The following is a 17,864-nucleotide window of genomic DNA, read 5'->3' as shown; positions in this document are numbered from 1 at the left end:
GCTCCGCACGCAAGACGGCACCAGCCAGCAGTGGGCGCTCGCCGGTCACACGGTCGTCGGTCAGGCGGACGCCGTCGGCGGTGAACGGCGCGTGCCGCAGCTCCGGGCGGCGGGTGAGCGCCGCGAGGGGCGCGCGCACGTCGCCGAAGCGCACGCCCGGGCGCAGGAGCAGGTCCTCGCCGGGGTGCAGGGTCACGCGCACGGCGCCGTCCGGAGACACGCCAGGAGACAGGCAAGGAGTCAGGCCAGGGGACAGTTCGGGAGACGGCGTCAGGGTCATGGCATCCAGGCTCGCTGCTGGTCCGCCCTGGTCGCGGCCCCGGCCGGCGTTCCTGTGCAGAACCACGGTTTCCACAGGGCCGGCGTCGCGCTCCCTGGGGAATGACCCCTGGGGGAGTGCCCCTACCAGGGGCTGACGGAAGGTACGACCGGGGGATGACAGAACCAGGGAAGGATCAGGCCGACGCCCGATGCCCAGATCGGACCCGGCTCCGTAGGTTCGTCACTGCCGGCCGTACCGGGGCCCACCCCGGGAAGGCCGGACCACTTCCGGGCGGCACGCAGGGCATTCGCCCGCACCGCCGTCCGACCTCCGCGCCACCCGGCAGCGTCAACAAATACCGGCAGCCGCAACGCCCAGCAGCCCAACGAACACCCCAGCCCGACGAACATCCCCAGCCTCAACGACTCGAGGAGAATCTCGTGGACACCACCGTGTACGTCCCGGCGGACCGGCAGGTCCCTGGCTCGGGCGGCGCAGGCCGCGCCGTCCGGGCCCGCAACCTGACGAAGGTTTATGGCAAGGGTGAGGCGGTGGTGCGGGCGTTGGACGGGGTGGATGTGGACTTCGAGCAGGGCCGGTTCACCGCGATCATGGGCCCCTCGGGCTCCGGGAAGTCGACGCTGATGCACCTGCTGGCCGGTCTCGACTCGGCCACTAGTGGGCAGGCGTTCCTGGGGGACACGCAGATCACCGGCCTGAACGACAAGGCCCTGACGTTGCTGCGCAGGGACCGGGTGGGGTTCGTGTTCCAGCAGTTCAACCTGCTGCCCATGTTCACCGCCGAGCAGAACATCACCCTGCCCGTCGAACTCGCCGGAGGCACCGTGGACCGGGCGTGGTTGGGCACCCTGGTCGACACCCTGGGCCTTTCCGGCCGGTTGACCCACCGTCCGGGGGAGCTGTCCGGGGGGCAGCAGCAGCGCGTCACGATCGCGCGGGCGTTGATCGCACAGCCGGACGTGGTGTTCGCGGACGAGCCGACCGGGAACCTGGACTCCCGCTCCGGCGCCGAAGTCCTCAGTTTCTTGCGTCGTTCGGTGCGGGAGCTGGGCCGGACCATCATCATGGTCACCCACGACCCGTCGGCGGCGGCGTACGCGGACCGGGTGGTGCTGATCGCCGACGGGCGCATCGCCGGCGACATCAGCGACCCCACCCCCGAGTCCGCCATGGCCGGCCTGGACGCCCTACGCACCCTCGAACCCGCCATCACCACCGGGACGGACGTGTGATGGCCGCCAAGTACCCCACCGCGCGCCTGACCTTCGGTCAGATGCGCCGCAGCACCGGACGGCTGATGGCCGCGGGCATCGCGATCACCATCGGCACCGCCTTCGTCGCGGCCACCCTCCTGGTGGGCAACATCATCACGGGCACCACCTACGACCAGGTGTCCGCCCAGTACGCCGACTCCGACCTCGTGGTGTCCGACGACGCGGCGACCCTGACCCAGGCCGACGTCGAGGCCGCGCGGTCCATCGACGGCGTCGCGGCGGCCGACGGGCTCCAGACCATGTTCGCCGAGCTCAACCACGGCGGCCGGACGATCTACCAGTCGCTCGTCGCCCGGGCCTCCGACCCGCGCCTCTCCCCGCTCGTGCTGGCGGACGGCGCCTGGCCCGCCGGCGTCGGTGACATCGCGCTGCCGGCGGACGTCGCCGAGCGGCTCGGCGTCGGCGTGGGCGACACCGTCTCCTCCACCCGGTGGGTGCAGGGCGAGCCCACCGTCGACCCCGACGGCACCGAGCGGTACGACGGCCGGGAGGTCACCGAGAAGCTGACGGTCTCCGGCCTGGTCGACGATCCGTACCAGGCCTACGCGATGAGCGGCGGAGCGGGAGTCATCACGCCGGAGGCCATGGCCCGGCGGCTCGCGGACGAGCAGGGACCCGGTGCGTCGGCGGCCTATCCGGCGATCGTCGTGGCGCTGGACCAGCCCGGCGACCAGGCGGCCGTCGAGGCGGCCAGGGACGCGCTCGCCGCTGCGGTTCCCGCGGCCACCGGCGTCGTGACCACGCAGGAGTACGCGGAGAGCGTCGTGGCGAAGCTGTCGGGCGGCGAGAACATCGTGTTCCTGGTGTTCGTGCTGGCCTTCGCGGGTGTGGCCCTCGTCGTGGCGGGACTGGTGATCGCCAACACCTTCCAGGTGCTGGTGGCCCAGCGGTCCCGGACCCTTGCCCTGCTGCGGTGCGTCGGGGCGAGCACCGGCCAGCTCTACCGCAGCGTGCTGCTGGAGGCGGCGGTCCTCGGCCTCCTCTCCTCGCTGGCCGGCGTGCTGCTCGGGTCCCTGCTGGTGCAGGCGGGCCTGTTGATCGTGCCGGCCTTCGACCTCCCGGTGCCGCTCCCGCAGACCATCACCCTGAGCGCGCCCGTCGTCCTCGTGCCGCTGGCCGTCGGTGTGCTCGTGACGCTCGCCGCCGCGCTCGCCCCGGCCCGTGCCGCCTCCCGCGTGGCCCCGCTCGCCGCCCTCCGCCCGGCGGAGGCGCCGACGCTGCGCGGAGCCGGCCGGCCCCGGGCCATCCTGGCCGCACTCGCCACCCTCGGTGGGCTCGCCCTCCTCGCCGGCGGGGTGGCGCTCGGGATGTCCGGCAGTACGGACATCGGCGTGCTGGCCGCGGTGCTCGGCGGCTCCGTCTCGCTCGTGGGCGTCATCGTCGGCGCGGTCTTCTGGCTGCCCAAGGTCGCCGCGGGCTTCGGCCGCCTGATCGGCTCGGCCGGCCCGGCGGCCCGCCTCGCGGCGGCCAACACGCTGCGCAACCCGCGCCGCACGGCGGCGACCTCCACCGCGCTGCTGATCGGCGTCACGCTCGTCTCCATGATGACGACGGGCGCCGCCAGCGCCCGGGTCGCGATGGACGACGAGCTCGCCGCGCAGTTCCCCGTCGACCTGCAGGTCGATGCCACGGCGTCCGACGCGGACGGCAACCCGGTCGGCCTCTCGGGCACGGTGACCGACGCGGTGCGGGAGGTCGACGACCTGCGCGCCGTGGCAGAGGTGACCACGCTCACCGCGGACGTCGCCGACGGCGCCGGGTCGATCCTGCCGGTCGTCGCCGCGACCCCCGAGGCCCTGCGTCCGGTGCTGAACACGCCGGACGACGTCGCGGCGCTGCGGCACGGGACGCTGCTCCTGCCCGACCGGGTCGCCGAGGACTACGGCCTGGCGGGCCGCGACACCCTCACGCTCACCGGACCGGCCGGCGAGGTGACGCTCGACGTGGTCGCCAGCGACCTGCGGACACCCTCCGCCTACCTGACGCCCCTCGACCTGGCCGGGTTCACCACGAACGTGATCCCGAACGCCCTGTGGGCCGGCGTCGCAGAGGGCAGCGACCCGGCGGCGGCCGTCACCGCGGTGCAGGACGCGGTCGCCGCTACCGACGAGGCGGTGGAGATCACCGGCGCCGTCGCGGAGCGGCAGGCCTACCAGCAGGTCATCGACGTGATCCTCGGGATCGTCGTCGGCCTGCTCGCGGTGGCCGTCGTCATCGCGCTGATCGGCGTGGCCAACACGCTGTCGCTGTCCGTGATCGAACGAACCCGCGAGAACGCCATGCTCCGCGCGATCGGGCTCTCCACGGCACAGCTCCGGACCACGCTCGCCGTCGAGGGCATGCTGATCGCCGGCGTGGGCGCGGTGCTCGGGATCGTGCTGGGCCTCGGGTACGGCTGGGCGGGCGCCACCGCGGCCCTGTCGTCGGTGGGCAGCGTGCCGCTCGCGGTCCCGTGGGTCGAGATCGCGGTGGTCTTCGGCGTCGCCGTCGTCGCAGGGCTTGTCGCCTCGGTGGTGCCGGCCCGTGCCGCCGTCCGTACCCGTCCGGTCGCGGCGCTCGCGGCGGAGTAGGGCGGAGCGCAACCGTGGCCACCACCGACCCGACCGTCCGCCTCGCCCTCGGCCAGCTGCGCCGCAGCGCGGGCCGGCTCGCCGCAGCCGGTACCGCCATCGTGATCGGCACCGCGTTCGTGACCGCCACGCTGCTGGCCGGCGGCATCGTCACCCGCACCACGTACGACCAGGTGGCCGCGCAGTACGCCGACTCGGACCTCGTCGTCTTCGACCGCGCAGGCACCATGACCGCCGCCGACGTCGACGCGGTGCGGGCCGTCGACGGGGTGGCGGCGGCCGATGGCCTGCGCGGCACCTACGCCGAGCTCAACCACGGCGGCCGGACGGTGTACCAGTCGCTCCTCGCGGCGCCGTCCGACCGGCGGCTGTCGCCCCTGGTGCTGGCCGACGGCGCGTGGCCGGCCGGCCCCGGCAGCATCGCGCTCCCCGTGGACGTCGCGCGGCTGTTCGGGGTCGGTGTGGGCGACACCGTCTCCTCGACCCGCTGGCTGCCGGGCGCCAAGCCCGCCATGGACGAGAACGGCCCCCAGCACGACGGCGGCCGGGCGGGCGCCGAGCGGCTGACGGTGTCGGGCCTCGTCGAGGACCCGCAGCGCGCGTACGCCGCGAGCGGCGGCGTCGCCGTCGTCACCCCGGGGGCGCTGGAGCGGCGGCTCGCCGACGAGGCCGGCGCCGCCGGGGCGCCCGGCCTGCGGACCGTGGTCGTCGCCCTGGACCGGCCCGCCGACGCCGCGGCCGTCGAGGCGGCACGGACCGCGCTCGCCGCGGCCGTCCCAGCGGCCACCGGCGTCACCACGCCGCAGGAGTACGCGGAGGACGTCGTCGCGGGGCTGTCGGACGGCCAGAACATCGTGTTCCTCGTGTTCGTCCTGGCGCTGGCCGGGGTGTCGCTCGTGGTCGCGGGGCTCGTCATCGCGAACACCTTCCAGGTGCTGGTGGCCCAGCGGGCGCGCACTCTCGCGCTGCTGCGCTGCGTCGGGGCGAGCACCGGTCAGCTCTACCGCAGCGTGCTGCTGGAGGCCGCGGTCCTCGGCCTGGTCGCTTCCGCCGTCGGCCTTGTCGCCGGGGCCCTGTTCGTGCAGGTCGCGCTCCTGGCCGCGCCGGCCTTCGACCTCCCGGTGGCGCTCCCGCGGACGATCGCCCTTGACGTCCCCGTGCTCCTGGTGCCGCTGGCCGCCGGTGTGCTGGTGACGCTGCTCGCCGCGCTCGCCCCGGCCCGGGCCGCGTCCCGCGTGGCCCCGCTCGTGGCCCTGCGTCCGGCCGCCGCGCCCGACCTGCGCGGGAGCGGCCGCGCCCGGTCGGCGTTCGCGGGGATCGCCACCTTCGGCGGGCTCGCGCTCCTGGCCGGGGGAGTCGCCCTCGGCATCTCCGGCCGCATCGACGCCGGCCTGTTCGCCGCGGTGTTCGGCGGGTCGGTGTCGCTGGTGGGCGTCATCGTCGGTTCGGTCTTCTGGCTGCCCAAGGTCGCCGCCGGCTTCGGCCGCCTCGTGGACGCCGCGGGCCCGGCGGCCCGCCTCGCGTCGGCCAACACGCTGCGCAACCCGCGTCGGACGGCGGCGACGTCCACCGCGCTGCTCATCGGCGTCACCCTCGTCTCGATGATGACGGCGGGCGCCGCCAGCGCCCGGGTCACCATGGAACACCAGCTCGACTCGCGCTTCCCCGTGGACCTCCAGGTCGCCGGGGTCACCTACGACGGCAACGGCGTGGCCGCCGCGGTGCCCGCGCGGGTCACGGCCGCCCTGGCCGACGTCGACGGGCTGGACGCCGTGACCGAGGTGACGGCCGTGACCGCCGCGCGGGCCGACGGCGGCCGGTCCGTGCCGGTCGCCGCCGTCGACCGGGAGGCGCTGCGGTCCGTGCTCAACACCCCCGCCGACGCCGCGCGGCTGCGGCCCGGGACCATCGTGGTGCCGGAGCGCGCGGCGACGTCGTACGGCCTGACGGGCCTCGACGCCCTCGAGCTGACCGGGCCGGGCGGCACGGTGACCCTCGACGTCGTGCACACCGACTCGCTGTCCGACCGGACGTACCTGACCCCCCAGGACCTCGCGGCCTTCGCCCCCGGCCTCGCGGCCAACGAGGTCTGGGCAGGGGTCGACGACGACCGGGACGCCGCCGCCGTCGTCGCAGCGGCGCAGGAGGCCGTCTCCGCGACCGGCCAGGCCGTCTCGGTCGCGGGGATCGTCGTCGAGCGGGACGCCTACCAGCGGATCATCGACGTGATCCTCGCGATAGTGGTCGGCCTGCTCGCCGTCGCCGTGCTCATCGCCCTGATCGGCGTGGCCAACACGCTGTCCCTGTCCGTCATCGAGCGCACCCGCGAGAACGCCGTGCTGCGGGCCATCGGGCTCTCCACGGCGCAGCTCCGGACGACCCTCGCCATCGAGGGCATGCTCATCGCGGGGGTGGGTGCGGTGCTCGGCATCGCGCTCGGCCTGGTCTACGGGTGGGCCGGCGCCACGACCGCGCTGTCCGCCCTCGGCGAGGTGCCCCTCGTGGTCCCGTGGGCCGACGTGCTGGCGGTCGCCGTGGTCGCTCTGCTCGCCGGGCTCGTCGCCTCGGTGGCGCCGGCCCGCGCCGCCGTCCGCACGCCTCCGGTGGCGGCGCTCGCGGCGGAGTAGCTGGAGCGGGCGTCAGGAGCCCGGGCGGACCAGGCCCGTCTCGTAGGCGGTGACCACCGCCTGGACGCGGTCCCGCGCGTTGAGCTTCGCCAGGATGCGGCCCACGTGCGTCTTGACGGTCGCCTCGGCGACGAACAGGTCGGCCGCGATCTCCGTGTTGGACCGCCCGCGCGCCATGAGCACCAGCACCTCGCGCTCGCGCCCCGTGAGGCCGGCCAGGGCCTCGTGCGGACCCGCCGCCTCCTCGGGCGGCAGCGTCGTGACCAGGCGCTCCATCAGCCGCCGCGTGGACGACGGCGCGATCACCGCGTCGCCCTTGTGCACCGTGCGGATCGCGCTGAGCAGCTCCTCCGGCTGGGCGTCCTTGAGCAGGAAGCCGCTGGCCCCGGCCCGGATCGCGTCGAGCACGTACTCGTCCAGGTCGAACGTCGTCAGCACGACGACGCGGGGGTCACCCGCCGCCGCGGCCCCGCCGCCCAGCAGCGCCCGGGTCGCGGACAGGCCGTCCATCCCGGGCATGCGCACGTCCATCAGCACCACGTCGGACGCCGTGGTGGCGAGCAGGCGCAGCGCGTCCCTGCCGTCGTCGGCCTCGCCGACCACCCGCAGGTCGGGCTGGGAGTCGATCACCATGCGCAGGCCCGCGCGCACGAGCGGCTGGTCGTCGACGAGCGCGACCCGCACGGGTGCGTCGAGGGGGTCAGTCATCGTTCTCCTTCGGCGTGGTGCCCGGCCCGGCGACCCGCCCTGCCGGTGCGGTGGGCGCGGTCGGTTCGCCGGGCGCGGGCTCGGCGCGGGGCGCGTCGTCGGGCAGGGTGACAGTCAGGGCAGCGGGCGGCGCGCCGCCCACGGCGTCGGGCGCACCCGCGCCGTCGGACAGCCGGGGGATGGGGACGACGAACCGCACCGAGAACCCGCCGCCCCGGCGCGGGCCGGCCGCGAGGGTGCCGCCGAACATCTCGGCGCGCTCGCGCATGCCCAGCAGACCGTATCCGGCCGCGGGCACGGAGTCCTCGGGACCGGCGGAGCCGGCGGCCGCCAGGCCGCGGCCGTCGTCCTCCACGCGCAGCTCCACCTCGCTCTCGCCCCAGCGCAGCAGGATCGTGACGGCGGGGGACGGGCCCGCGTGCTTGCGCACGTTGGTCAGGGCCTCCTGGCAGATCCGGAACAGCGTGAGCCCGACGCCGGGCGGCAGGCGCCGCTCGACGCCCACGCGGGCCCAGGAGACCCGGAGGCCGTCGTCGCGGGCCTGCTCCACGAGGTCGCGGAGGTCGGTGACGTCGGGCTGGGGCCGCAGCGGTGCCTGGACGCCTGGGGCTGCCGCCGGGCTGCCGGGTCCCGGTCCGGCGGCGGGTCCGCCGGCCGCGGGGTCGGTGCTTGCCGCCGGGGCCGTCCCCAGCCTCGTGCCCCGGCCCGCGCCCGGCGTCCGCCGCGCGGGCGCTGCGCGGCCGTCGTCCGGCGCGACCAGGCCCAGCGGGGTGGTGCCGACGTCCGGCCCCTCGCGCAGCACGCCCAGCAGACGGCGCATGTCGGCCAGCGCCGCACGCCCGGTCTCGGCGATCGTGCCGAGGGAGCGCTCGGCGGCGGCGGGGTCGGCGGCCGCCGCGTACCGCCCGCCGTCGGCCTGCGCGATGACCACCGACAGGGAGTGGGCCACGATGTCGTGCATCTCGCGCGCGATGCGGGCCCGCTCTGCGGCCGTGGCGATCTGCGCCTGCTGGTCGCGCTCGATCTCCAGGCGTCGGGCACGGTCGCGCATGGCGACGATCATGGCGCGCCGCGACCGGCGGAGCAGGCCGAACGCGAAGGAGCAGGCGAGGACCGCCCCCGTCGGGACGATCATGAGCAGGCTGTCCGACGAGAGACCCGGTACGAGCGCGAGACCCACCGCCACCGAGCCGAACACCGCCATGGCGCAGGCCGCCCGGTAGGCCCACCGCGAGCCGTAGACGGTGACGCAGTAGAGCGACACAACGACGGCGAGGTCGGCGGCGATGACCGGCAGGCCGAACACCCAGAGCTGCAGCATGCAGGCCACGAAGACCGCGCTGGCCGAGGCGAACGGGCGGGTGCGGCACCAGGCGAGCGGTGCGAGCACGAGGACAGAGGCCAGGATGATCGAGGCGTCGTCGTAGCGGTCCCGGTAGACGGCCAGCGCGCCGGGCACCGCGACGAGGCCCGCGAGCACGGTGAGGGCGAGGTCGACGACGAATCGGTACCGTTCGGACCACTGCGCCCACCACTCGTACCAACCCATGCAGGTCAGAGTAGGTGTAACCGTTGCACGGCGCGTCATACCGTGGTAGCACTTGCCCCAGACCCTCCTCTGCCGAAAGGATTCGGTGGGGCAGCTTCCACGTGGGTGCCCGGGTGGCGCCAGAGCGCCGGTTATGCCCTACGATGGCGAAATGACTCACGTACTCCTAGCCGAGGACGACCCGGCCATTGCCGAGCCGTTGGCACGAGCGCTCTCCCGTGAGGGATACGACGTCGTCGTGCAAGGAACCGGCAAAGGTGCGATCGAGAGCTCGACCGGTGCGGACATCGTAGTTCTGGACCTGGGCCTGCCGGACATGGACGGGCTCGATGTCGCGCGCGAGATCAGGGCCAATGGCCTCACCGTGCCCGTTCTGGTGCTGACCGCCCGTGCCGACGAGGTCGATCTCGTCGTGGGCCTCGACGCCGGCGCCGACGACTACGTCACCAAGCCCTTCCGCCTGGCCGAGCTGCTCGCGCGCGTCCGGGCGCTGCTGCGTCGCTCGCACGGCGAGACCGGCGAGGAGGAGGAGCTGCACGCGCAGGACGTGCGCGTGGACGTCTCGGCGCACCGCGCCTTCCAGGGCGACCGTGAGCTCCACCTGACCACCAAGGAGTTCGACCTGCTGCGTGTCCTCGTGCAGAACGCGGGCTCCGTGGTGGTCCGGGACACCCTGATGCGCGACGTCTGGGGGTCGGACCCGGTCGGCTCGACCAAGACGCTGGACATGCACGTGTCGTGGCTGCGCCGCAAGCTGGGCGACGACGCGAACGCGCCGCGCTACGTCTCCACCGTGCGCGGTCTCGGGTTCCGCTTCGAGATCGGGGCGAGCTAGCCGCATGCGCGCCCGCGTGCTGCAGGCGACGATCGCAGCGGTTGCGGTCGCCGTCCTGCTCCTGGGCATCCCGCTCGCGATCTTCGGCGCCCGGTACATCTACGGCCAGGAGGTCCAGCGGGTCGAGACCCGGGCGCAGGATCTCCTGGCCTCCTCCGTCAACTCCTACGAGCGCAACCGCTCGGCCGCAGAGGCCGGGTTCGTCGACCAGTCGGTCGTCGACCGCGCGGTGCAGCCACAGGGCAACGACATCGTCGCCTACGTGACGGTGAACCAGCCGAACGGTGAGCAGCTCACCTCCGGCGACCCCGTGGCCGGCGCCACCATCGACAGGGGGCTCACCTCGGAGGAGCAGCCCGTCATGGGCGTGGTGGTCTCCGTCTCGGCCTGGCCCGCGTACATCAAGGCGATCAACGTCGTGGTGCTCGTCGTGTTCGGCAGCGTGGGGGCGTTCGCCGCCGGCGCGGTGACGGCCGCGTGGCAGGCCAACCGGCTGGCGCAGCCGTTCGTGTACCTCGCGGCGTCGGCGGAACAGCTCGGTGCGGGACAGGTGCGCCCGCGGCTGGACCCGTCGGGCGTCGAGGAGATCGACCTGGTCGCGGCTGAGCTGGCACGCAGCTCCGACCGGCTCGCGGCCCGGCTCGCGGTGGAGCGGCAGTTCACGTCCGACGCCTCCCACCAGCTCCGCACGCCGCTGACGGCGCTGACGATGCGCCTGGAGGAGATCACGCTCACCTCCACCGAGCCGGAGGTGCAGGAGGAGGCCCGGATCTCGCTCGAACAGGTGGAGCGCCTGGTCGGCGTGGTGGACGACCTGCTGGCCCGCTCGCGGCGCGCGCAGGGCGGTACCACGGAGTCCGTCGACGTCGCGGTCATCTTCCTCCAGCAGGAGGAGGAGTGGCGCGAGTCCTTCGAGCGGGCGGGCCGCCACCTGAAGGTCGAGGACTCGGGCGGCGCCCGCGTCCTGGCCACCCCGGGCGCGCTCGCGCAGGTGCTGTCCACGCTGCTGGAGAACTCGCTCAAGCACGGCGACGGCACCACCAGCCTCCGGATCCGCGAGGGTCAGCGGGGCGCCATGGCCATCGAGGTCACCGACGAGGGCGAGGGCGTGCCGGAGGACATGCAGGGCAAGATCTTCGAGCGCGGCGTCACCTCCGGCGAGGGGACCGGCCTCGGCCTCGCCCTCGCCCGCGACCTCGTGGCGGCCGACGGCGGCAACCTCCAGCTCACCCAGCGCACCCCGCCGGTGTTCTCGGTGTTCCTCTCGGGGGTGCCCAAGACGCTCGACCCGCACCAGGTGCTGCCGGTGGGGTCGAAGATCTCCACCCTCGGTCAGAAGAAGGGCCGCGGCCGCCGGTAGGCTTCACCGACGTGAGTGCACCAACGGATTCCCTCCCCGCCGACCGGCCGTCCTCGGCTCCCGCATCCTCCGGGGACGCGTCGTCACCCACCGAGCGCCGGCCCGTGGGCCCGCCCGTGGTGGCTGTGGTCGGTGGCGGGCAGCTCGCCCGGATGATGGCCCCGGCCGCCGGTGAGCTGGGGATCCGGCTACGGGTGCTGGTCGAGGACCCGGCGTCGTCCGCCGCGCAGGTCGTGACGGACGCTCCGGTAGGGGTGGCATCGGACGAGGCAGCGATCCGCTCGCTCATCGCGCCCGCCGACGGCGCGCCGGCGGAGGTGCTCACGTTCGAGCACGAGCACGTACCGAACGCCCTGCTCACCGACCTCATCGAGCACGGGACGCCCGTGCGCCCCGGTCCGCACGCGCTCGTGCAGGCGCAGGACAAGATCGTGATGCGGCGGCGGCTCACCGAGCTGGGCGTGCCGTGCCCGCGCTGGGCGCCGCTTCCGGCGTCGTCCCCTGCGGACGGGGCCGCGGCGCTCGCGGACTTCCTGCGCGAGGTGGGTGGCGCCGCCGTCGTGAAGACCTCGCGCGGCGGGTACGACGGCAAGGGCGTGCGCGTGGTCTCGTCCCCGGACGACGTCGCGGACTGGTTCGCGGCCGTGGCCGACGGCGGACCGGCGCTGCTGGTCGAGGAGAAGGTGCCGTTCACGCGGGAACTGGCCGCGCTGGTGGCCCGGCGGCCGTCGGGCGAGGTGCGGGCGTGGCCCGTCGTCGAGTCGATCCAGCGCGACGGCGTCTGCTCCGAGGTGATCGCGCCGGCGCCCGGCCTGTCCGCGGAGCTCGACGCCCGCGCCCGCGAGATCGCGACCACCGTGGCTGAGGGCCTGGACGTGACCGGCGTGCTGGCCGTCGAGCTGTTCGAGGTCGCCGGTCCGGACGGTGCGCCGACGGTGCTCGTCAACGAGCTCGCGATGCGTCCCCACAACAGCGGTCACTGGACCATCGACGGCGCCGTGACCAGCCAGTTCGAGCAGCACCTCCGCGCGGTGCTGGACCTGCCGCTCGGCGCCACCGAGCCGACGGCGACGTGGACCGTCATGGCGAACGTGCTTGGCTCCACGCTGGGCGAGCTCACCGACGCGCTGCCGGCGGTGCTCGCCGCGTACCCCGAGGCGCGCGTCAACCTGTACGGCAAGGGCATCCGGCCGGGCCGCAAGCTGGGTCACGTGAACGTGAGCGGCGACGACCTCGAGTCGGTGCGGCGGCGGGCCGTCGCGGCGGCGGCGCTGCTGCGAGGTGAGGCTCCAGAGGCGGGCGCCGTCGTGCCGCAGGGGGCGAATGCTGCGGCGCCTGGGGAGAGCGCCGCTGCGCACGGGACCACAGAGGAAGAGGCAGAGGCATGAGCACCACCCCGCAGGTCGGCATCGTGATGGGGTCGGACTCCGACTGGCCCGTCATGCAGGCCGCCGCCGAGGCGCTGGGCGAGTTCGACGTGCCGGTCGAGGTCGACGTCGTCTCGGCGCACCGCATGCCCACCGAGATGATCGACTACGGGCGCCAGGCCGCGGGCCGCGGGCTGCGCGTGATCATCGCGGGCGCGGGCGGCGCCGCGCACCTGCCCGGCATGCTGGCGTCGGTGACGCCGCTGCCCGTGATCGGGGTGCCCGTACCGCTCAAGTACCTGGACGGCATGGACTCCCTGCTGTCGATCGTGCAGATGCCGGCCGGTGTGCCCGTCGCGACGGTGTCGATCGGCGGGGCGCGGAACGCGGGCCTGCTCGCCGCACGGATCCTGGCGTCGGGCGCCGGCCCCGAGGCGGCGGCCCTGCGGGAGCGCATGGCGGCGTTCCAGGCGGAGCTGAGCGCGGTGGCGCACGCCAAGGGCGAGAAGCTGCGGGCACAGGTCCGCGGCTGAGCCCACTCGGGCGGCTGAGCTCACTCCGGCGGCGAACGCCACGAAGAGAGACTGCCGGGAAGACAATCGCTCCCGAGGATGTGTTGCTGTGAGTAGAAGCCTTCTACTCACAGCAACACATCCTCGGGAGCGAAGTTCGTCCCCCGCCGGTCCGGTACCAGTCCAGCCCTGGTTCGTGGCCCAGTCAGGCCCGCGGTCACGCCTCGCGGCCAGGAGCCCCGGCCCAGCGCTTCGGCCCGGGTCTTCGGGGTAGGGCTCCGGGGCGTCCCGGATCAGGACCCCGGCATACCGCCGATCTTCTGGCCCGCCTTGTACTCGCCGTCGCGGACCTTGGCCCAGAACTCGTCCGTCTGGTTCTCGTCGAGCAGCACCGCAGAGGCGCCCGACGGCGTCGTGTAGTTGATCGTCGCGATCGGCGGGGTGCCGGTCACGCCGTCCTTCCCGTTCGCGGACCGGAACGCCAGCCCCAGCATCGCGAGGTCGATGATGCCCGAGTCGGTGTCGGTCACGACGGCGGCCAGGCCGGCGTCGGCGAGCGCGACCTGCGTGGCGGGGTTGAGGAAGACAGCGGGGTCCGCGATCTTCTTGCCCACCTGCGCGATGACCTGCTGCTGGCGCTGGGCGCGGCCGATGTCGCCCGTCGGGTCGGAGTACCGCATGCGGGAGAACGCGATGGCGGTCTTGCCCATGACGGTGTGGCAGCCGGCCTTCCAGTCGAGCTTCGACTTCACGTCGTGCACGTCGTAGTCCAGGCACAGCCGCACGCCGCCGACGGCGTTGACGACGCCTTGGACGCCGCCGAAGCCCACCTCGACGTAGTGGTCCACCGTGAGCCCGCTGAGCGCCTCGACGGTCTGCACCAGCAGCGGCGCGCCGCCGTAGGAGTACGCGGCGTTGATCTTGTCGCCGCCGACGTCGGGGATCTCCGCGTAGACGTCACGCGGGATCGAGATGAGCGCCACCGGGCCGGAGGTGGGCCGGTGCAGCAGCATGATCGTGTCGGTGCGGGCACCGCTGGTCGAGTCGTTGATGCCGCCGCTGCCGCGGGCGTCGGAGCCCGCGAGCAGGTAGGTGGTGCCGGGGGTGTTCTCCGCCCCGGACAGGGCCTCGACGTGCTGGATCTTGCCGTTGGCCCAGATCAGCAGCCCGATCGGCCAGGCGAGGACGGCGAGCAGCACGAGCACCACGACGACGCCGACCACGCGGCCCTTGCGGATGCGGATGTTGCTGCCGTCCCGGCCGCCGCGCCCGCCCGAGGCGAGGGCTCCGGCGGGGTAGCCGGTCCCGCGTCCGCCGCCGGCCGGTCCGGGCCGGGGAGTCTGGCGCACTGGCGTCGGACGGACCGGGCCGGCGCTCGCCCGGACCGGACGGCCCGGCGGGATGGACTGCGGCGGCTGGCCGTGGCTCGGCGGCACGGACCGCGGCGGGATGGACCGGGGCGGCTGCCCGACGGACTCGTTGCGCGAGGGCAGCCCCGACCGCCGTGGTGGGACGGGCGGGGGATTGCGCTGGCCGGACACCGGTACCTCCCGGGAAGACTGTCTACGGACACGTGGTTCGTGGCGCGCTTCGTCGGAGCCTTCCGGCCGACCGATGCGATGGGCACCACCGACGCCGGGAACCCCGACGCCGGGCGTCTCCGCGTTCGCGGGTCCGCCCTTCTCCTTGCTCGACGCGGCGCCCGGCACGATCCGCGGACGCTCGCCGGTGTCACCCACCGGGATCGCGTCGTCGGCGCCCGGTCGCCCGCTCACGCCCTGGGGCGTGAAGCTCGGCGGTATCCGGACGCGCGTGACGTCGTCGTCGGCCTGTGGGGCCGATCTGTCCGACGTTCTGGGATCTGACATGGGCTCAGCCGCAGACCTTGGTGGTGTCGGCGCCGGTGAAGGCCTCTTCACCAGCCTGCTTGATCTCGGTGGAGGTCGGCGTGGGCTCGGCCCCGGACCCGCCGTCGGTCCCGGTTCCGTTCCCTGCGCCGCCCTCCGTGCTTCCGTCGTCCTCGTTGTTCCCCGCGCCGTCGCCGGCCGAGTTGCCTGTGCTCGCGGACGCCGAGGGGTCCGGCGACGGCTGGTTCGGGTCGTAGTCGAGCGCGCGGTCGTGCTTGACGTTGTCCCAGAGCTGTACGGCCTCCTCCGTCCACACGACGTTGGCCGCGTTGGTGGGGTCGTACTCGTTGGGCACGGTCATGAACGTGATCGTGTCAGGCCGGACGTTGCGCATGGAGTAGGCCAACCCGGCGAGTCCGTCGATGCTGGCGAGCTCCTCGTTCATGGTGAGAGAAGAAGTCACCGCATTGAGGAAGTTGAGGGTCTTGGCCGGGTTGGTCAGCACCTCCTGGCTCAGCACCTTGCGCGCGAGCGAGGCCATGACCTCCTGCTGCCGGCCGATGCGGCCCAGGTCGGACCCGTCGCCCAGCCCGGTGCCCGTGCGGGCGCGGGCGTAGTCGAGCGCCTTGACGCCCTGGAGCGTGTGCGTGCCGGGGGCCAGGGCCAGGTTGTTCGCCTTGGGCGCGTAGATCTCCTCCTCGACGCAGACCTCGACGCCGCCGACGGCGTCGATCATCGAGGAGAAGCCCGCGAAGTCGACCACGATGAAGCCGTTGATGAACACGCCGGTGAGCTGCTCGATCGTCTTGACCGTGCACAGGGCGCCGTCGGCGACGGCGCCGCCGTACTGCACGCCCTGGGAGAACGCGGAGTTGAACTTGGTGCCGTACAGCTCGGGCGTCGTCGCGCCGTCCTCGGTCGTGCAGCTCGGGACGTCGACGGTCGAGTCGCGGGGGATCGAGATCATCTCGACCCGCGACCGGTCGCCGGAGATGTGCATGACGATGGTGGTGTCCGACCGGGCGCCGGCGTCGTCGCCGCCCGCCAGGTTCCCGTTCTCCCCGCCGCGCGAGTCGCTCCCCATCACCACGATGTTCAGGGGGGTGCCCGCGTTCGGGTCCTCCGGCAGCACCTGCTCGGGGCGGTCCGAACCGAGCGCCGTCATCCCCGCGGTGTCGATGTTTCCGGTGAGCTGGGTCACGGCCGCCGCACCCCCCGCCACCGCGAGCGAGAGCACCGCGACGACCGCCATCCCGACCGCGCGCGATGCGCCGCCCAGGGTGGTCAGCGTCCGGGCATGCGACGGCCCCTTGACGGGAGTCGTCGCACCGGGGGCGCTGAGGTCAGGAAATGTCACGGCCTCAGAGCATAGGGGCTGGCTGTTGCACGGCGGCGCACCCGCAGCGGTTGGACCGTAGAGGGTTCGTGGAGAAGCCCGAAGACGGGGCGCGGCCACTCCCGTATCGGCCCCCATAGGGCCTTTTTCGGGCGGTAGGTGGGACGGCGGTGGCTAGCCGAGATCCGACCGCCGCCGGGCCTGCTCGGTGCTCAGCAGCCGGGTCAGCCGCGGCTCGTCCGACTCCAGCTCCGCCGCCGTCGCCCGCGAGGTGAGGACCACGGAGCCGCCGCCGGCCCAGACGCCGAGCAGGTCGCGCAGCACGTCCGCGACGGCGGCCCGCCCGTCGACGAGCACGCGCGCCCCGTCGCCGGGCTCGGGAACCAGCCCCTTGTGCCCGACGGCGCCGTCGGCGGTCACCAGCGCGTCCTGGTCCGGGTCGACCTCCGGCACCCAGCCGATCGCATCGCCGTAGGTCATCACGGCGGAGGCCGCGTCGATGGCGCCGGGCGGCAGGTCGCCGTCGTACCGGCGGGCGAGCGCGGGCAGGGAGACGACGACGAGGTCCGCCCCTGCGTCGGCCCACCGGTCCGGGCCGTCGGTGACGACGACGTCGGGCCGCGCCTCGCCGGCATCGGGCAGCACCACGGTGGTGCCGGCGCGCCAGGCCGCCAGCGCCCACACGGCGGTGCGCCAGTGCACGGGCAGGTCGACGACGACGCGCGTGCCCGGGCCGGCGTCGAACTCCTCGACGAGCAGGTTGACCGTCTTGCTGGCCCAGTTGGCCAGGACGGCGCCGGAGAGCTCGACGCGTTCGCCGTCGTCGCCGTACCAGGTGAGGCGCGGACGGCCGCCGTCGGCGGCGAGACGGGCGAGGAGCGAGGCGACGTCGGGCACGGGGCCGCCGCCGCGGGGCGCGATCTGCATGGCGTCAGCCTATGGTCGCCGGGCTCCGGCGTGTCGCCGCGCCGAGGCGGGTGCGGAGCTGAAAGGCGGGGCCGCGAGTGAGACGTACGCCACGACCTGCGGAAGGACTGGTGAATTACCCGTGGAACCCGGGGGCGTTAGCACAATTCCGCTTGACGACTCCAGGCGACACGCGTGTAATTCCATGTATGCAGTTTTCGTAGCGCATACGCAACGGGGCCTGAAACTGCGGGTCTGGCCAGTCAGGCCTGAGAGCACGGCGACCGAGAGGGTCGGCGGGCAGGGCCTCGGAGCACGGACACGGCATGGAGGGGCACGTCATGTGGAACATTCTGGAATCGGACGTGGAGTTCCCGACTGATGCGGAAAGCGAGGTGGAACCGGTGGCGCCGGTCCTGCCGCTTTTCGGCGAGCTGTACGCGCTGACCGAGCCCGACGAGTCGCTGCTCGGCTGGCAGGAGCGTGCGCTGTGCGCACAGACCGACCCGGAGGCCTTCTTCCCGGAGAAGGGCGGGTCCACCCGCGAGGCCAAGAAGGTCTGCTCCGGCTGCGAGGTGCGCGCTGAGTGCCTGGACTACGCGCTGGAGAACGACGAGCGGTTCGGCATCTGGGGCGGGCTCTCGGAGCGTGAGCGCCGCAAGCTGAAGCGCCGCGCCGTCTGAGCCGGAG

General features: G+C 73.9%; 13 protein-coding genes. 8 read left to right on the top strand and 5 right to left on the bottom strand.

Annotated features, from left to right (window positions below; all coding sequences use genetic code 11):
• The first annotated feature begins 702 nt into the window (after positions 1-702).
• The 3 genes from AC0QU1_RS22375 to AC0QU1_RS22365 are packed head-to-tail and all read left to right on the top strand — an operon-like array spanning position 703 to position 6,754.
• A complete protein-coding gene (locus tag AC0QU1_RS22375) occupies positions 703-1,515 on the top strand; it encodes an ABC transporter ATP-binding protein (RefSeq protein WP_483572553.1) in 813 nt (270 codons plus the stop codon).
• Positions 1,515-4,127 carry an ABC transporter permease gene (locus tag AC0QU1_RS22370; protein ID WP_483572551.1) on the top strand — a complete coding sequence of 871 codons (2,613 nt, stop codon included), beginning with the start codon at positions 1,515-1,517 and terminating at the stop codon, positions 4,125-4,127. The genes AC0QU1_RS22375 and AC0QU1_RS22370 overlap by 1 nt, the downstream gene beginning before the upstream one ends.
• Before the next feature lie 14 nt (positions 4,128-4,141).
• Entirely contained in the window at positions 4,142-6,754 is a 2,613-nt protein-coding gene (locus AC0QU1_RS22365; protein ID WP_483572549.1) for an ABC transporter permease, read from the top strand.
• A gap of 12 nt (positions 6,755-6,766) precedes the next feature.
• Here AC0QU1_RS22365 and AC0QU1_RS22360 read toward each other — a convergent pair whose 3' ends face one another.
• Both AC0QU1_RS22360 and AC0QU1_RS22355 read right to left on the bottom strand, forming a co-directional pair.
• Positions 6,767-7,462 carry a response regulator gene (locus AC0QU1_RS22360; RefSeq protein WP_483572547.1) on the bottom strand — a complete coding sequence of 232 codons (696 nt, stop codon included), beginning with the start codon at positions 7,460-7,462 and terminating at the stop codon, positions 6,767-6,769.
• Positions 7,455-9,011 (bottom strand): sensor histidine kinase, encoded by a 1,557-nt coding sequence (locus tag AC0QU1_RS22355; protein WP_483572545.1) that lies wholly within the window; start codon positions 9,009-9,011, stop codon positions 7,455-7,457. Before AC0QU1_RS22355 ends, AC0QU1_RS22360 begins: the two co-directional genes overlap by 8 nt.
• Positions 9,012-9,162: 151 nt before the next feature.
• Between AC0QU1_RS22355 and AC0QU1_RS22350 the strand changes: the two genes are divergently transcribed.
• The 4 genes from AC0QU1_RS22350 to purE all read left to right on the top strand — a co-directional run bounded on the left by AC0QU1_RS22350 (position 9,163) and on the right by purE (position 13,106).
• A complete protein-coding gene (locus AC0QU1_RS22350) occupies positions 9,163-9,846 on the top strand; it encodes a response regulator transcription factor (protein ID WP_026366105.1) in 684 nt (227 codons plus the stop codon).
• Between the two features lie 4 nt (positions 9,847-9,850).
• On the top strand, positions 9,851-11,206 hold the full coding sequence (locus AC0QU1_RS22345) for a sensor histidine kinase (RefSeq protein WP_483572542.1): 1,356 nt from the start codon (positions 9,851-9,853) through the stop codon (positions 11,204-11,206).
• 152 nt (positions 11,207-11,358) lie between these two features.
• On the top strand, positions 11,359-12,594 hold the full coding sequence (locus tag AC0QU1_RS22340) for a 5-(carboxyamino)imidazole ribonucleotide synthase (RefSeq protein ID WP_483576782.1): 1,236 nt from the start codon (positions 11,359-11,361) through the stop codon (positions 12,592-12,594).
• On the top strand, positions 12,591-13,106 hold the full coding sequence (gene purE, locus AC0QU1_RS22335; protein WP_483572540.1) for a 5-(carboxyamino)imidazole ribonucleotide mutase: 516 nt from the start codon (positions 12,591-12,593) through the stop codon (positions 13,104-13,106). The genes AC0QU1_RS22340 and purE overlap by 4 nt, the downstream gene beginning before the upstream one ends.
• Before the next feature lie 272 nt (positions 13,107-13,378).
• Here purE and AC0QU1_RS22330 read toward each other — a convergent pair whose 3' ends face one another.
• From AC0QU1_RS22330 to AC0QU1_RS22320, 3 genes are all read right to left on the bottom strand, one after another.
• A complete protein-coding gene (locus tag AC0QU1_RS22330; protein WP_483572538.1) occupies positions 13,379-14,953 on the bottom strand; it encodes an LCP family protein in 1,575 nt (524 codons plus the stop codon).
• A gap of 4 nt (positions 14,954-14,957) precedes the next feature.
• Entirely contained in the window at positions 14,958-16,289 is a 1,332-nt protein-coding gene (locus AC0QU1_RS22325) for an LCP family protein (protein ID WP_483572536.1), read from the bottom strand.
• Between the two features lie 153 nt (positions 16,290-16,442).
• A complete protein-coding gene (locus tag AC0QU1_RS22320; protein ID WP_483572534.1) occupies positions 16,443-17,195 on the bottom strand; it encodes a TIGR03089 family protein in 753 nt (250 codons plus the stop codon).
• Between the two features lie 320 nt (positions 17,196-17,515).
• Here AC0QU1_RS22320 and AC0QU1_RS22315 point away from each other — a divergent pair, with 320 nt between their 5' ends.
• Positions 17,516-17,857 (top strand): WhiB family transcriptional regulator, encoded by a 342-nt coding sequence (locus tag AC0QU1_RS22315; protein ID WP_483576781.1) that lies wholly within the window; start codon positions 17,516-17,518, stop codon positions 17,855-17,857.
• Positions 17,858-17,864 lie beyond the last annotated feature (7 nt).

The sequence above is a fragment of the Promicromonospora noduliphila genome, assembly GCF_056951025.1.
This window is presented reverse-complemented; position numbering and strand designations above follow the sequence as displayed.

Coding starts and splice junctions, on each gene's coding strand:
- AC0QU1_RS22345 (WP_483572542.1), top strand. CDS start 9,851: ATGCGCGCCCGCGTGCTGCAGGCGACGATCGCAGCGGTTGCGGTCGCC.
- AC0QU1_RS22340 (WP_483576782.1), top strand. CDS start 11,359: ATGATGGCCCCGGCCGCCGGTGAGCTGGGGATCCGGCTACGGGTGCTG.
- purE (WP_483572540.1), top strand. CDS start 12,591: ATGAGCACCACCCCGCAGGTCGGCATCGTGATGGGGTCGGACTCCGAC.
- AC0QU1_RS22350 (WP_026366105.1), top strand. CDS start 9,163: ATGACTCACGTACTCCTAGCCGAGGACGACCCGGCCATTGCCGAGCCG.
- AC0QU1_RS22315 (WP_483576781.1), top strand. CDS start 17,516: ATGTGGAACATTCTGGAATCGGACGTGGAGTTCCCGACTGATGCGGAA.
- AC0QU1_RS22330 (WP_483572538.1), bottom strand. CDS start 14,953: ATGTCAGATCCCAGAACGTCGGACAGATCGGCCCCACAGGCCGACGAC.
- AC0QU1_RS22355 (WP_483572545.1), bottom strand. CDS start 9,011: ATGGGTTGGTACGAGTGGTGGGCGCAGTGGTCCGAACGGTACCGATTC.
- AC0QU1_RS22360 (WP_483572547.1), bottom strand. CDS start 7,462: ATGACTGACCCCCTCGACGCACCCGTGCGGGTCGCGCTCGTCGACGAC.
- AC0QU1_RS22320 (WP_483572534.1), bottom strand. CDS start 17,195: ATGCAGATCGCGCCCCGCGGCGGCGGCCCCGTGCCCGACGTCGCCTCG.
- AC0QU1_RS22370 (WP_483572551.1), top strand. CDS start 1,515: ATGGCCGCCAAGTACCCCACCGCGCGCCTGACCTTCGGTCAGATGCGC.